Source organism: Companilactobacillus versmoldensis DSM 14857 = KCTC 3814 (assembly GCF_001434295.1).
Classification (GTDB): Bacteria; Bacillota; Bacilli; order Lactobacillales; family Lactobacillaceae; genus Companilactobacillus; species Companilactobacillus versmoldensis.
Genome location: NZ_AZFA01000004.1, coordinates 83,874 through 97,750, shown reverse-complemented (window position 1 = coordinate 97,750; position 13,877 = coordinate 83,874). Strand labels below are relative to the sequence as shown.

The following is a 13,877-nucleotide window of genomic DNA, read 5'->3' as shown; positions in this document are numbered from 1 at the left end:
TGATTTGAAAACAAGAATGGGAGTGTTTTTTAATGATTAAAGATAAAGTTGTAATTATTACAGGTGCTTCTTCTGGTATTGGGGAAGCAACTGCTAAAAAATTAGCTACTGAGTGTGCTAAAGTTGTTTTAGGTGCTAGGAATACTGACAAATTGAGTAAGATTGTTGATCAGATAAAAGCCGCTGGTGGACAAGCTATTTATCAAAAAACTGATGTGACAAAACGCGACGATAGTAAAAAGTTAGTCGATTTGGCTAAAGAAAAGTTTGGTCACGTTGATGTTATCTATCTCAATGCTGGAGTAATGCCTAATTCACCGTTATCAGAACTTAGAGTTGAAGATTGGGATTTAATGATCGATGTCAATTTGAAGGGTGTCTTGTATGGAATTGCTGCTATCTTACCAGAATTTAGAAAACAAAATTCAGGACAAATAATTGCCACTTCATCTGTTGCAGGAATCAAAGCTTATCCAGGTGGCGCCGTATACGGTGCTACTAAGTGGGGAGTTAAAGATTTGATGGAAGTTTTGAGAATGGAATGTGCTCAAAATAATGAACATATCCGGACCTCAGTCATTTACCCCGCTGCTGTTAATTCTAATTTAACTAGTCATATTCCGGATAAAGCTGTGGCTGAGGGTGAAGCAGCTGTCAGATCTGAAACAGAGCTTTCAGCTGATAAAATTGCTAACGTAGTGTCATATGCAATCGATACACCCGAAGATACTACTATCAATGAATTTACAGTCGGACCAACCGATCAAGTCTGGTAATCATTTAGGTAATTTCTAGTTATTAAATAAAAAGTTGCTTGATCAAAAAAAACATTTCTAAGATCAATTCTTAGAAATGTTTTTTTGTTGCTTGAAATTTTAATCGACAGATTTTAATGCTTCTAACATGTCTATTTTTTTAATTTTGGAATTCATCATTATCATGACAATGAGAGAGAAAATAATCATGAGAATAACTGAAATAATTGGATTGGACCACGATAATCCTGGTGCGACCATTGCCGTTGCTGGAGGTAATAATTTCATAATATAATCATGGAACGCATAGCCAACTCCAAGTCCTAAGACAATCCCAATTCCAGTCAGGATATTTGTCTCGCGATAGATATACATTAAGACTTCATTGGGATAAAATCCTAAAACTTTCAAAGTCGATAATTCACGGACACGTTCACTAATATTAATGTTGGTCAGTGTATAAAGAACGACCAAAGACAGCAATGAAGCACTCAAAACTAAGACGATAATAAGATTGTTGAGATTGCTTAAAATATTAGTGATGGTAGATTTAGTTTCTTGTGACTGAACGGTTTGTACTGCAGCCTGTTGGTGATTGAATTTGGCAGCAAAATTATTAACTTGTTTTTTCGTAGAATGTTTTAAAGTTACTAGATATGCATTGGAACTGAATTTTTTGTTGAAAACCTTTTGGTAATAATTTTGATTCATATAAATATAATGACCGGCATACATTGTCGTAATTCCGGCGACCTTGATTTTGTATGTCGTCCCATCAGTTTCATGAATCTTCATATTATCACCAACGGAAACATTTTGAAGATGTGCTAGTTTTTGGGAGATAATAGCACCTGAATTTGATAAATTTAACTTTTTTCCAGATTTGTAATTCTGCAACTTGATGTACTGACTGATTCGTTTTGAATTTGTCGGTACCGTCAAAGAAATATTTTCTCGGGCGTAGTCACCATTGCGTGTAGCATAAACGTTGGCAAAATAAGCACCATCATATTTTTTAACATTATTATCGTTTTTAACGACATCCTTTGCACGTTCAATATTTTGATTTGAGGATTCAGGATTATAAGCTGTAATAATGTCGTAGCGACTGATATTACCAAATTGCTGATCAACGATGGTGTTCAAGGAATCTTTGATACCAAACCCTGTGATCATCAAAGCAGTGGCTCCCGCAACGCCGACAATAGTCATCAGCATTCTACCTTTATATCTAAAAAGATTTCTGGCGGTTACTTTATAGGAAAAGTTTAAATGATCCCAAATTAGACTGATATGTTCCAATAAAATTCGAGAACCGCTTGCAGGTGCTTTGGGCAGCATCAATTCAGCTGGATTTGTCCTGAGTTGCTTCCGAGAAGCTAACCATGAGGCAAGGACGGTTGAAAGAAAGGCAATGATGAAAGAGATGACAATATACCAAGGATGAATAGCAAGCTGTAAATTGGCAAAAGTGAAATTAGCTGTATAAGCTTTGAAAATAATCTTTGGAAGAGTTATCAAACCTAAAAAGCTACCAACAGTTGTACCTAATAAAGCAGTAAGAAAACTGTATATCAGGAACTCACGCATAACTTCGCCTTTTGAATATCCAAGGGCACGTAGAGTTCCCATCTCGATCCGTTTTTCTTCAACCATGCGTCTCATGGTTGTAAAACTGACAAGAATGGCAATTAGAAAGAAAAATGCAGGGAAGGATTTTCCAAGTGAATCAATCCTTTGAGCATCTTCACCGTAATTGTTATACCCCTCGTTGTAATCGTTTCTTCCTTGGATGGTTAAAGTCATATTGCTTAGTTGTTTCTTTTGATCTTGCAACTGATTCAATTTCTTTTTAGATTTATTTAGTGCTTGTTGTTGAGAATCTAACGTATTGATTTTATCAGTTAATTGCTGCTGTTGAGAAGACAGCTGTGAGATCGAAGCGGAATTTCCAGTGGCCCGGGCTTGATCTAGCTGAGTGGAGAGAGCATTTTGCTGATTTTGTAAAGTCGATTTTGCCGAGGTGATTTTGGTTGAATTTACTTTTATTGCTTGGTCACCAGTGCTCAATTTATTGTTGATTTTTTTCCTCAATGAACTGACCGTTGAATTATTCCGATGATTTAATTTAGGTTGTAATGATTTAACTATATTGGAAACTTTTGTTTCATATTTCTGAGAATAGGCATTTCCACTAACATTCTTAAAACTGACCCGAGCAAAATTAGGATTATTAGCTGAAAAGGCTTGTTTTTTAAGATATGCGAAGCCGTAAAGTGAGTCGGTACCAGCAGTGGTTTTGCCAATATTATCCTTTTTAAGATATTCAGTTGAATTTACAAAACCAACAATTTTAAATTTATTATTTTTCAGACCTGAAGCAGTATTCTTTTTTGTACCGGCTAATTTAATATATTCATTTAAATGGTATTTTCCTTTTAAGTTGTCACTTAATACAATTTGGTTTGAACTTTGTGGTGTATGAACCTTAGTCAAATGCATTTTGGAAAGGGATGTCGGAACACTCTCGATTCGTAAAGCATGTTGGGTATTTTTGATCAAGGTGTCTTTGCTATGGCCAAAATTGATTTGTTTGACTTGTTTTAAATCCTTCAAATAGTCCTGATCTGATCGATTCAAACTAGAAGTAGTAGTTATCTTGGCATCTGCCAAATTTGATTCATCATAAGCTTTTTGGGCTGTTTGGCGCATGTTTGGACCAGTGACGTTGAGGCCAATTAAAATGAATACTCCTAGCATTAGTAAAGCAGAAACGGACAAAAAGCGTCCTAGAGACATTTTAAATTCACGTCTAATATTTTTGTTTAATGTTTTCATTTTTCTACACCTACCATTCAAGCTTTTCAACAGGTGTTGGGTCAGAGTTACGAGTATCTGACTTGATTTGACCATCAGTAATTTCAATTACGTGATCAGCCATTGGTTTGATCAGGCTATTATGTGTGACGATAATTACGTTTTTATGGGACTGATGGGTGAAGTCTTGGAACAACTGTAAGATCTTTTTCCCGGTTTTGTAATCAAGCGCCCCAGTAGGCTCATCCGCAAGTAGTAAATCAGGATTTTTAGCGATTGCCCGGGCAATGGACACTCGTTGCTGTTCTCCTCCCGATAGTTGGGCTGGAAAGTTGTTCATTCGAGATTCGAGTCCAACTGCCGTTAAAGCATCCTTAGCAGCCATCGGTTGATCAGCAATTTCTGATGCTAATTCAACATTTTCAAGTGTTGTTAAATTTTGAACTAGATTATAAAATTGAAAAACAAAACCAATTTTTTTGCGACGATAGGTAGTTAATTCCTTCGTATCCTGATCGGCGAGCTCCAGACCGTTTACATTGACCGAGCCACTTGTTAGATGGTCCATACCGCCTAATACATTTAAAAGTGTGGATTTACCAGCTCCAGAAGCACCGAGAATAATAGTCAGTTCACCGGTTTCAATTTCAAAACTAATGTCTTTATTCGCATTGACTATATGGGACCCTTTTCCAAAACTTTTGGTTTCATTTTTAACTGAAATAAAACTTTCCATGGTATTTTCCTCCAACTACTCATATAATGAACACCGTGTTGATTAATTGTTCAAATTCATTAAACCATTTGATTAATCAATTTCAATGCTCAGAATTTAAAAAAGTGTTGATTAAGTTAGGAGATTACCATGACTTCACAAAAAGAGCGTCAAAAGAAAACTGAAGAAAATATTATTCATGCTTTGTTAGAAGCTGGGAAAAATAAAACATTAGCGCAAATTTCAGTCAGCGATATTACTCGAATCAGTCATATTAATCGAGGAACATTTTACTTACATTACTTAGATAAAAATGATCTAGTTAATCAAGTCACAAAAAATTTCAATGATAAGGTCGAACTTATCTTGCAGACTGAGATGGGTGATTCAATGGATTATCGATATTTTTCGAAAGACGAACCATATCCAGTGATCATGAATCTGGTCGATTTGGTAGCTGAGAATAAAGAATTAGTCAGATTTATGCTTGGGACAAATGGTGATCCAGAGTTTTATCCGACTATCTCAAAAGAACTGAAGACTGCTATCTTGAATGATCTGAAACGTGTCAAAGGTAATAATGACTTTTCTGCAGGCATTCCGAATGAATATGCTATTAGATTGATCACCAGTATGATTATGACAATCATTAAGACCTGGGTCGATGGCGAGGGTGATTTGACCAACGAAATGGTCGCCAAAGTAATTATGAAAGGCCTGTATTTATCTCCTTACGAAATGTTAGGAATATCCGGAAATATGGGAAACAAAAAGGGTAATGAAAAATCTTAGATTTTTCATTACCCTTTATTTTTGATCTGGAATTTATCCAGATATTTTTCAACTATGATCAGTAAAAATTATTTTTCAGCTTTGTTAGTCATGATATCATCGATCAAGCCATAATCTTTAGCTTCTTCAGCTGTCATGTAGTTATCACGATCAGTATCTTTTTGAAGTTTCTCAAAGCTTTGACCAGAATTATCAGCCAAGATATGGTTCAATCTCTTTCTAGTCTTCAAAATCTCTTGAGCAGCAATTTCGATTTCTGTTTGTTGACCTTGAGCGCCACCTAATGGTTGGTGAATGAGGACAGTTGAGTTTGGAAGAGCAAATCTCTTACCCTTTGTTCCAGCTGACAACAAGACACTGGCCATTGAAGCTGCCATACCAGTAGCAATTGTTTGGACATCAGATTTAACAAAATTCATAGTGTCCATGATAGCTAAACCATCAGTAACTGAGCCACCAGGTGAGTTGATGTACATTGAAATATCCTTGTCTGAATCTTGAGCATCAAGGAATAATAATTCAGCGATAACAGTGTTTGCCATTTGACTGTTAACTTCACCTGATAACATAATAATTCTATCTTTTAATAATCTTGAATAAATATCATAGGCACGTTCGCCACGTGAACTTTTTTCAATAACTGTAGGAACTAACATAAAATGCCTCCTATTTTTAATTAGCACTCTTATAAGTACAGTGCTAATTTAGCATACATATATAAGGGGGTCAACATAAAAGCACTAATAAACACAATAAATTAAATAAAATTATTTATTTCTTTCCTAAATAGGTCTAAAGATTCAATTCGTAAGCCAAGCGACTCGGATCAATTGGATCAGAGACATTGACGATCCCACGATATTCAAAGCCAAGATTTTTGGCGATCCGTTGCATCCGTTGGTTCTTCAAATGAGTATCGATCCGCAGATTATGAAATCCCAGCTCCATAGCAATGGTCATTAAATTACTGAACAAAAATTTGCTCAGGTGTTGGCCGCGATAGTCGGCAGAGACCGCAACCCGGTGGATAGTCATATAAGGTTGAGTGGTGTTGTTCCAGTTACCAGCTGATATTTGAGCATAAGAAGGTTCTGGTTGGTCCAATAAAGTTGCCACTCCAGCAACTTTGTCATCAACGAGTAGAACCCAACTGATCCTTTGTTCAATATCTGATTTGAGGATCTCACGACTAGGGTCGCCACTTTGCCATTGTGGACTACCATCATTTTTCAAAAGTTGTTTAGCTTGGTCGATGATCTCAACGATTTCGTCGAGATCATTAATAGTAGAACGTCTTAAATAAATGTTTGTCATATTTACCCCTTTAGTCTTTACTTAATTCAGTTTGGATTTTTTGCATTGCCGCAATGATCTGAGCGATGTCAGTACTGTCGACGTCTTTAAACAAGTCAGATATTTGTTCATCCGCACGTCGGTCGATTTCCTTTAAGGCTGTCTTACCGCTAGGGGTCAAGGCTAAAACTTTGATCCGTAAATCACTTTCTGCAGTTTGCTTGGTGATCAACTGTTCGTTCTCGAGTTTTTTCAAAACACGACTTATATATCCCTTATCCAATTTAAGAACTTTTAATAATTGATTGGCGGTATTGTTGCCACGGTTTATTTCTAATAAGAGCCGGGATTCTAAAATTGTAAAATGAGTGTGGAGATGATACTTATCGGTCAGTCGTAGGACTGTCATATAAAAGCGATCAAATTCACGAATGCTATAAATATCCTCTTTTTTCAAATTTTCGCCTCCAATGGTTGACAAAAGCAACCAATTTCCAATATATTAATTCAAGTTGCTTTTGTCAACTAATTTTAAATTGGAGATCTAGTATGAAAAAAGGTATGCGAGTGACATTATTTATTGTTTTATTCGGGAGTTTCTTTGGAGTCCTAAGCTCCACCATGATGACGACAGCGTTACCATCTGTCATGCGCGTATTCCATGTTTCATATTCATCCGCACAGTGGTTGACTAATGGATATATGTTAGCCAATGCCTTAATGATTCCCACCAGTGCTTATTTAATGAAAAAGTTTTCTTTCAAAAATTTGTTTTTGACTTTTTCAATTATTTTTTTCGTGGGATCATTGATTGGAGCGACCGCGGATAGATATCTTATTTTGATTGCTGGACGAATGATCCAAGCAATCGGTGCTGGAGTAATGATTCCCTTAGTAAATGTTATTGCCATGCGGGCTGCTGATAAAAAACATCGTGGAGCAGTTATGGGGATCATTGGCGTTGTATTCAATTTTTCTCCAATCGTTGGTCCGACTGTTTCCGGGGTCATTTTGGACAGCCTGTCCTGGCGCTACTTATTTAGTTTGACGATTCCATTCACACTTCTTTCGATTATTTTGGCAATTATTATTATGCCGAAGATCAAACATGAAACAGAATTAACTTTCAATGTCAAGGGCTTAGTCACTGCCAGTTTTGGCTTGCTGAGTCTGTTATGGGGCTTTTCAAATATTGGTGAGTATGATTTCCCATCATTTAATATCTTAGGATTACTAATTATAGGTGTCCTATTTGCTTGGTTATTCATCAGATCACAGGCAGGCTCGAAAAACCCCTTCATCAATTTGAACGTTTTCCAACATGTTCAATTCAATGTTGCCAGTATTTTGAATATGATTTTGATGGTGACGATGTACGGAAATACTATCTTTTTACCTATATTGGTTCAGAACGTGATGCATAAGAGTGCTTTGATATCAGGGCTAGTTTTACTTCCTGGAGCGATGGTGACATTCTTTATGTCTCCGATATCCGGTAAATTGTTTGATAAGTATCCAGTTAAGAATCTAGTCATGATCGGTATTACGATTGATTGCATTGGGACTTTTTTACAAATTTTGATTAATCATAATACGTCAATTTTAACGATCACCTTGGGTCAGACTATTCGTCAATTCGGATTAGTATTAGTTTTGATACCGATCCAGACCCAGGCTTTGACCTTTTTACCAGCCGATTTGCTCCCAGATGGAGTAGCAATGTATAATACTTTACGTCAAGTTGCAGCTTCTTTCGGGACAGCTTTATTGATTGCGGTTATTACGATTTCGAATCAGCATGAAAATGTCGGCACGATCACGGGTGAACTAGTTGGAATCAAACTTGGTTTTGGCGTTTGTCTACTATTATTAATGACTTGTTTTATTTTTATTAGAAAACTTTATACGACGAAGAGTGTAGTCGCTGAAACAGCAGAAACAGAATAAAAAAATCCACTTCAAATTTGAAGTGGATTTTTGTTTACTTACTTTGGTTGAATAACCAATTACGGACTGAAGGGATGGTATAACCAAAATCAAATGATGCATTATGCTCGATTGGTTTGTCTGAGTATTTCATAACAGTTCCAGCCTTCCAAGTGATGAAATTAGCTTGACGATTTTTATCTAACAATTGATTGACGGCAGTGTTCTTTTCAGAAGGGGATAAGTTAGCATCTAAAGTAGTCTGTGAGTATTTTTGATGATCTTGTTTCAACATCTTCATGAGATTCCTTTGCCCGGTTGAAGCATTTTGATCTCCGGCCGAGGCAATGTAGAAGAATTTTTGGTTCTTCAATTTTTCTAATTGCTCAACGTCCCACTGTGATGAAACATAAAGCGTAGCTGCAAATAGATTAGGGTAGTGTGAGTTCAAATAGAACATAGTCATTCCACCCATTTATTGGCCAGTTCCATACAAGCGGTCTTTATCAATGTTGTATTTCTTTTGTAGTTTCTTGAGCAGATCTAAATAAGTTTGTACATTCTTCTTGACCACGGCCGAACCAAATTGTCCTGTGCCTCCAGATATAGTTGAGGTATCAAAGACTGGAACGAGCACAAAGCTAGGATGCTTTTTCTGTTCAGAATTGGTTGCCCAAATACTACCACCGTATCCTTGGGTGATTCCGGTAGCTGTAGATTTGCCAGTTACAGAATCATCAGGTATAAAAGTCAGCAACGGGTAGGCGGTTTTTTTGCTGTAATTTTTGGGCACAAATAGGTTATATCGTAAGGTGACACCAGTCTGCTTATCCTTATATGATAATTGTTTAAATTTTGATTCGACTTGCGCAGTCACTTTTGTTAATGATGGATCCTTTTTAGAATCATCGGTCGAATTTTTCTTAAAGGAAGTTCCAGAGGAGTCCTTACCGGATGAACCAGAGTTATTGTTTGAGCAGGCGATGCCAATAACTACTACAATGGACAGTAATGCGAAAAGATACCAATATTTTTTAGCTCTCATAGCAATTCTCACCTTCTATTTAGTATGTATCAGCTATATCATATTTACCTTAAGTTAAATATATAAATGATTCAATTATTTATATAAATTTATATTTATATATTTGTAAGTGCATTATAATAATATTTATATCTAAAATAGAAGGTAGTAATTATATGAGATATTGGACAGTACAAAGTTCTGATGTGGTGAGGATCATTCAACAAAAGGGTATCTATTTACCGGACTTTACTAAAAGCACCTATTTGCAAAAGCAAGAAAAGTTAGGTGCCCTATATAAAGTTATTTTGAATTCATTTAATGAGATCAATGATTTATCGGGTCGAGGAGTAGTTTCTTCCTTTATGGATATGACTATAAAGCTAAAAAGAAGCTTGAAAATGTTGATGATTTTCTTGGATTTGTAGAGTCTCATCAAGATGTATTGAAGAGTTTGTGGGATGAATTGAACGTTAAAGGTAATTTTTTGCTTGAACTGGAAAATGATTCATTGTTTCTGAATACTTTAATGATGGATATTGATGATTTTCAATTTTTGATGCCACCAATCATTACCTGGATGCCTCCATATAATGAATCAGATATCACTAGAATCGTAAATAATATTCAACGAGGTCAAATACCAAGGACTAAAATGAACTCGGGAGTTACTCAGGCCCATTTGCCGTATATTCAACGTGACCAGATTAAAAACATCTATAGCTTATAAACTGTGAATTAATGTTGATAAGCAAAAATGATATAGAAAAAGGCTTGCGACAGATGCGTCTATCGTAAGCCTTTTTGAATATAATTAGATGCGTCGCGTGGGAGTCGAACCCACATTGCAGGAACCGGAATCCTGAGTGCTATCCATTATACTAGCGACGCGTATATAAACTATTATCGCAGAAAACCAGATAAATGCCAATATTAAATATCTGATTTAAAAACCTTTGATTTTTGATCTATAAGGACTTGCATTATAAACAAGACCGTTTATAATAAGAACTGTGCTTGAGAGGTAACTGAGTTTATCCGAGCCTTTATTTTTTGAGTATATGGGTCACAAAAGGACATACAGGGACAAGATTAGTCCCAAGGAGTTAATCAAATGACAATTAATAGTAATTTAGAATTGTTGGATTTGGTTGCTCCCGATTTCATTAAAACAGTCGAAAAACGTTTCCGGATACTGCAAAGTATCAAGTTAATGGAACCGGTGGGCCGTCGGGTCCTAGCAGATGACCTTAATGTTACTGAACGAAGTCTTCGGACTGAGACGGACCTTTTGAAAAATCAAGGTTTGATTATTTCATCTAAGTCAGGGATGTCTCTAACGAAGACTGGGATTCAAGCCAATGGTCAGCTGAATAAGCTATTAGCTGACTTTCAAGGAACAGCACTTATCGAACAACAGTTAAGCCAGAAATTGGGAATTGCTCGTTGTATTGTTTTGCCAGGCAATTCAGATAAACAATATCGAGTGATCGACTCATTTGGACAAAGGCTTAACCAGCTGCTAGGAACTATTCTACCTAATGGCAAAAACCTGATTGCTGTCACTGGCGGTAGCACTTTAGCTAGAGTTGCTAGGAACCTATCACCAATTCTATCAAAGAATCGTGATTTGTTATTCTTACCAGCCCGTGGAGGAGTGGGAGAGTCAGTCATTATACAAGCAAACAGTGTTTGTGCCGAAATGGCGAATAGAACCCATGGACAGCATCGTGCGTTATATTTACCTGAGGACATAAGTGAAAGAAGTTTTGAATCTTTACAAAAAGAGTCTTCAATTAAGTCGGTACTTGACTTAATATATAAATGTAACGTGGTTGTTCATAGTATCGGAACTGCAAGTGTCATGGCTGAAAGAAGAAACTTGTCTGATGTAGATAGGTTAAAGATCACCAATAGTCAAGCCGTTGCTGAGGCTTTTGGAGATTTCTTCGATCAAAATGGTCAGCTTGTTTATAAGGTGCCTAGAATTGGACTTCATGTTCGGGACCTTGCTAATATTGAACATGTAGTTGCTATTGCCGGTGGAGCATCAAAAGCTTCTGCTATCAAAGCCTACATGAAAAATGCGCCTGCTCATACAGTGTTGATCACTGATGAGGGTGCCTCAAAGATGATTTTAAGGGATAACCCTTTAAAATAATATATTTTTACTTTCCTGAAGGAGGAATTTTTGTATGACTACAAAAGTTGGTATTAATGGATTTGGACGTATTGGTCGTTTGGCCTTCCGCCGTATCGCTGCTCTTCAAGCAGAAGGAAAAACTGATTTGGAAGTTGTTGCTATCAATGATTTGACATCACCAGCAATGCTTGCACACTTGCTTAAATATGATACAGCTCATGGTAACTTCAAGACTGATTCAATCACAGCCGCAGAAGACGGTATCGTTGTTGACGGTAAGAAGATCCCTGTTTATGCTGAAAAGAATGCTGCAGACCTTAAATGGGTTGCAAACGATGGTGTTACTATCGTTCTTGAATGTACAGGTTTCTACACATCTTCAGACAAGGCACAAGCTCACTTGGATGCCGGTGCAAAACGTGTATTGATCTCAGCTCCATCAGGTGACATGCCTACAGTTGTTTATGGTGTTAACGAAGATGTTTTGACACAAGATGTTAAAATTGCTTCTGCTGGCTCATGTACAACAAACTGTCTTGCACCATTAGCTAATGCCGTTAACGAAGAATTCGGTATCAAAGCTGGTACAATGACAACTATCCATGCTTACACAGCTACACAAATGCTACAAGATGGTCCAGAACGTAAAGGTAATGTTCGTGCTGCACGTGCTGCTGCTGCTAACATCATCCCTCACTCAACTGGTGCTGCTAAGGCTATGGGTCTTGTTGTTCCTGCACTTAAGGGTAAGCTTGATGGACATGCACAACGTGTTCCAGTTATCACAGGTTCATTGACAGAATTAGTTGCAACTCTTGACAAAGAAGTTACAGTTGACGACGTTAATGCTGCTATCAAGAAAGCTACTGACGGCAGTGAATCATTCGGTTACAACGATGACGAAATCGTTTCATCAGATATCATCGGTACATCGTTTGGTTCAGTATTTGACCCAACACAAACACAAGTTGTTGGCTCAGGTGACGGTCAAGTTGTAAAGGCTGTTGCATGGTATGATAACGAATCAGGATTTACTGCACAAATGGTTCGTACACTTGAAAAATTTGCTACATTAGACTAATTCATTAATTTAAAATAGCGAAATTTACAACCTAATTTAATGTTTAAATTGGCGGAGGGAGGAAAACTCCTTCCGCTTTTTTTTAAGAAATATATGGAGGATTTAAAATGGCAAAACTGATCGTTTCTGACGTTGACGTAAAAGATAAAAAAGTTTTGATGCGTGTTGACTTTAATGTTCCTATTAAAGATGGCGTTGTGGGTGACACAAACCGTATCGTTGGTGCTATCCCAACAATCAAATATGTTTCAGAACATGGTGGCAAGGTTATCTTGCTTTCTCACTTAGGTAGAATCAAGAGTGATGAAGACAAGAAAGCTTTATCATTGAAGCCAGTTGCTGAAAAACTTTCTGAGTTGAGTGGTATGCCAGTTAAGTTCGTACCAACTAACGAAGGTAAAGAACTTGAAGATGCTATCAGTGAATTAAATGATGGCGACATTCTACTTATGGAAAATACTCGTTTCCAAGACATCGACAATGATTTCGGTAAACGTGAAAGTAAAAATGATCCAAAACTTGGCGAATACTGGGCATCACTTGGTGACGTATTCATCAACGATGCATTCGGTACAGCCCACAGAAGCCATGCTTCAAACGTTGGTATCTCATCAGCTATGAAATCTAATGGTAAACCAGTTGCTGCTGGATTCTTGATGGAAAAGGAAATCAAATTCTTAGGTAACGCCGTTGATAATCCTGTACACCCATTTGTAACTGTTCTTGGTGGTGCAAAGGTTTCAGATAAGATCGGTGTTATTGAAAACTTGATCCCTAAATCAGACCACATCTTAATCGGTGGTGGAATGGCTTATACATTCTTAGCTGCTCAAGGCCACAAGATTGGTAAATCACTATTCGAAGAAGACAAAGTTGAACTTGCTAAAGACCTCCTTCAAAAAGCAGGCGACAAGATCGTTCTTCCTGTAGACCATATCGTTGCTAAAGAGTTCTCAAACGACGCTGAAGCTACAACTACTGATGGCGTTGATATTCCTGATGACGAAATGGCTCTTGATATTGGACCAAAGACTGTTGCTTTGTTCAAAGATAAGTTACAAGGTGCTAAGACAGTTGTATGGAACGGACCAATGGGTGCCTTCGAAAGGAGTAAATTTGCCGAAGGTACATTAGAAGTTGGCCGTGCTATGGGTAGCTTGTCAGATGCTATTACAATTATCGGTGGTGGTGACTCAACTGCTGCTGCTAAGAGTCTTGGTATTGCTGATAAGATCACTCACATTTCAACTGGTGGTGGTGCTTCTCTAGAATATCTAGAAGGTAAAGTATTACCAGGTATTGATTCAATTTCAGACAAATAGTCACTAAGG

At 37.1% G+C, this 13,877-nt stretch carries 15 protein-coding genes and 1 tRNA gene; 8 read left to right on the top strand and 8 right to left on the bottom strand.

Annotated elements, in window-relative coordinates:
• Window positions 1-32 precede the first annotated feature (32 nt).
• Window positions 33-776 carry an SDR family oxidoreductase gene (locus FC27_RS03515; RefSeq protein WP_010624222.1) on the top strand — a complete coding sequence of 248 codons (744 nt, stop codon included), beginning with the start codon at window positions 33-35 and terminating at the stop codon, window positions 774-776.
• 99 nt (window positions 777-875) lie between these two features.
• Here FC27_RS03515 and FC27_RS03510 read toward each other — a convergent pair whose 3' ends face one another.
• Window positions 876-3,593, bottom strand: a complete 2,718-nt coding sequence (locus FC27_RS03510) for an ABC transporter permease (RefSeq protein WP_010624221.1) — start codon at window positions 3,591-3,593, stop codon at window positions 876-878.
• A gap of 10 nt (window positions 3,594-3,603) precedes the next feature.
• Entirely contained in the window at window positions 3,604-4,308 is a 705-nt protein-coding gene (locus tag FC27_RS03505; protein ID WP_010624220.1) for an ABC transporter ATP-binding protein, read from the bottom strand.
• 129 nt (window positions 4,309-4,437) lie between these two features.
• Between FC27_RS03505 and FC27_RS03500 the strand changes: the two genes are divergently transcribed.
• Window positions 4,438-5,079 carry a TetR/AcrR family transcriptional regulator gene (locus FC27_RS03500; protein ID WP_010624219.1) on the top strand — a complete coding sequence of 214 codons (642 nt, stop codon included), beginning with the start codon at window positions 4,438-4,440 and terminating at the stop codon, window positions 5,077-5,079.
• A 68-nt stretch (window positions 5,080-5,147) separates the two neighbouring features.
• Here FC27_RS03500 and clpP read toward each other — a convergent pair whose 3' ends face one another.
• The 3 genes from clpP to FC27_RS03485 form a co-directional block, all read right to left on the bottom strand.
• Window positions 5,148-5,735 carry an ATP-dependent Clp endopeptidase proteolytic subunit ClpP gene (gene clpP, locus FC27_RS03495; protein WP_010624218.1) on the bottom strand — a complete coding sequence of 196 codons (588 nt, stop codon included), beginning with the start codon at window positions 5,733-5,735 and terminating at the stop codon, window positions 5,148-5,150.
• Window positions 5,736-5,871: 136 nt separating this feature from the next.
• Window positions 5,872-6,393: a GNAT family N-acetyltransferase gene (locus FC27_RS03490; protein WP_010624217.1), complete on the bottom strand. Its 522-nt coding sequence runs from the start codon at window positions 6,391-6,393 to the stop codon at window positions 5,872-5,874.
• Between the two features lie 10 nt (window positions 6,394-6,403).
• Window positions 6,404-6,829, bottom strand: coding sequence for a MarR family winged helix-turn-helix transcriptional regulator (locus FC27_RS03485; RefSeq protein ID WP_010624216.1), 426 nt, complete (start codon window positions 6,827-6,829; stop codon window positions 6,404-6,406).
• 92 nt (window positions 6,830-6,921) lie between these two features.
• On the opposite strand from FC27_RS03485, the gene FC27_RS03480 reads away from it, so the two are divergent.
• The gene (locus tag FC27_RS03480) at window positions 6,922-8,319 is read left to right on the top strand and encodes a DHA2 family efflux MFS transporter permease subunit (RefSeq protein ID WP_010624215.1); all 1,398 of its coding nucleotides are present in this window, start codon (window positions 6,922-6,924) and stop codon (window positions 8,317-8,319) included.
• A 34-nt stretch (window positions 8,320-8,353) separates the two neighbouring features.
• Here FC27_RS03480 and FC27_RS03475 read toward each other — a convergent pair whose 3' ends face one another.
• On the bottom strand, window positions 8,354-8,758 hold the full coding sequence (locus FC27_RS03475; RefSeq protein WP_050901050.1) for a hypothetical protein: 405 nt from the start codon (window positions 8,756-8,758) through the stop codon (window positions 8,354-8,356).
• Window positions 8,759-8,773: 15 nt separating this feature from the next.
• Complete coding sequence (locus tag FC27_RS03470) at window positions 8,774-9,343, bottom strand: hypothetical protein (protein WP_050901049.1); 570 nt, start codon at window positions 9,341-9,343, stop codon at window positions 8,774-8,776.
• Window positions 9,344-9,498: 155 nt separating this feature from the next.
• Here FC27_RS03470 and FC27_RS03465 point away from each other — a divergent pair, with 155 nt between their 5' ends.
• Window positions 9,499-9,750 (top strand): hypothetical protein, encoded by a 252-nt coding sequence (locus FC27_RS03465; RefSeq protein ID WP_010624214.1) that lies wholly within the window; start codon window positions 9,499-9,501, stop codon window positions 9,748-9,750.
• Between the two features lie 17 nt (window positions 9,751-9,767).
• Window positions 9,768-10,052, top strand: a complete 285-nt coding sequence (locus FC27_RS03460; protein ID WP_155802102.1) for a hypothetical protein — start codon at window positions 9,768-9,770, stop codon at window positions 10,050-10,052.
• Window positions 10,053-10,141: 89 nt separating this feature from the next.
• On the opposite strand, the gene FC27_RS03455 is transcribed toward FC27_RS03460, so the two are convergent.
• Window positions 10,142-10,213, bottom strand: a tRNA-Arg gene (locus tag FC27_RS03455).
• 223 nt (window positions 10,214-10,436) lie between these two features.
• Between FC27_RS03455 and FC27_RS03450 the strand changes: the two genes are divergently transcribed.
• From FC27_RS03450 to FC27_RS03440, 3 genes are all read left to right on the top strand, one after another.
• Window positions 10,437-11,483, top strand: coding sequence for a sugar-binding transcriptional regulator (locus FC27_RS03450; protein ID WP_010624212.1), 1,047 nt, complete (start codon window positions 10,437-10,439; stop codon window positions 11,481-11,483).
• Between the two features lie 34 nt (window positions 11,484-11,517).
• A complete protein-coding gene (gene gap, locus FC27_RS03445) occupies window positions 11,518-12,546 on the top strand; it encodes a type I glyceraldehyde-3-phosphate dehydrogenase (RefSeq protein WP_010624211.1) in 1,029 nt (342 codons plus the stop codon).
• A gap of 107 nt (window positions 12,547-12,653) precedes the next feature.
• On the top strand, window positions 12,654-13,868 hold the full coding sequence (locus FC27_RS03440) for a phosphoglycerate kinase (protein WP_010624210.1): 1,215 nt from the start codon (window positions 12,654-12,656) through the stop codon (window positions 13,866-13,868).
• Window positions 13,869-13,877 lie beyond the last annotated feature (9 nt).

Bases quoted from the DNA above. Each gene is read 5' to 3' on its own strand.
- FC27_RS03475 (WP_050901050.1), bottom strand. From the start codon at position 8,758: ATGTTCTATTTGAACTCACACTACCCTAATCTATTTGCAGCTACGCTT.
- FC27_RS03500 (WP_010624219.1), top strand. From the start codon at position 4,438: ATGACTTCACAAAAAGAGCGTCAAAAGAAAACTGAAGAAAATATTATT.
- FC27_RS03480 (WP_010624215.1), top strand. From the start codon at position 6,922: ATGAAAAAAGGTATGCGAGTGACATTATTTATTGTTTTATTCGGGAGT.
- FC27_RS03505 (WP_010624220.1), bottom strand. From the start codon at position 4,308: ATGGAAAGTTTTATTTCAGTTAAAAATGAAACCAAAAGTTTTGGAAAA.
- FC27_RS03450 (WP_010624212.1), top strand. From the start codon at position 10,437: ATGACAATTAATAGTAATTTAGAATTGTTGGATTTGGTTGCTCCCGAT.
- FC27_RS03470 (WP_050901049.1), bottom strand. From the start codon at position 9,343: ATGAGAGCTAAAAAATATTGGTATCTTTTCGCATTACTGTCCATTGTA.
- FC27_RS03465 (WP_010624214.1), top strand. From the start codon at position 9,499: ATGAGATATTGGACAGTACAAAGTTCTGATGTGGTGAGGATCATTCAA.
- FC27_RS03490 (WP_010624217.1), bottom strand. From the start codon at position 6,393: ATGACAAACATTTATTTAAGACGTTCTACTATTAATGATCTCGACGAA.
- FC27_RS03510 (WP_010624221.1), bottom strand. From the start codon at position 3,593: ATGAAAACATTAAACAAAAATATTAGACGTGAATTTAAAATGTCTCTA.
- FC27_RS03515 (WP_010624222.1), top strand. From the start codon at position 33: ATGATTAAAGATAAAGTTGTAATTATTACAGGTGCTTCTTCTGGTATT.
- gap (WP_010624211.1), top strand. From the start codon at position 11,518: ATGACTACAAAAGTTGGTATTAATGGATTTGGACGTATTGGTCGTTTG.
- clpP (WP_010624218.1), bottom strand. From the start codon at position 5,735: ATGTTAGTTCCTACAGTTATTGAAAAAAGTTCACGTGGCGAACGTGCC.
- FC27_RS03440 (WP_010624210.1), top strand. From the start codon at position 12,654: ATGGCAAAACTGATCGTTTCTGACGTTGACGTAAAAGATAAAAAAGTT.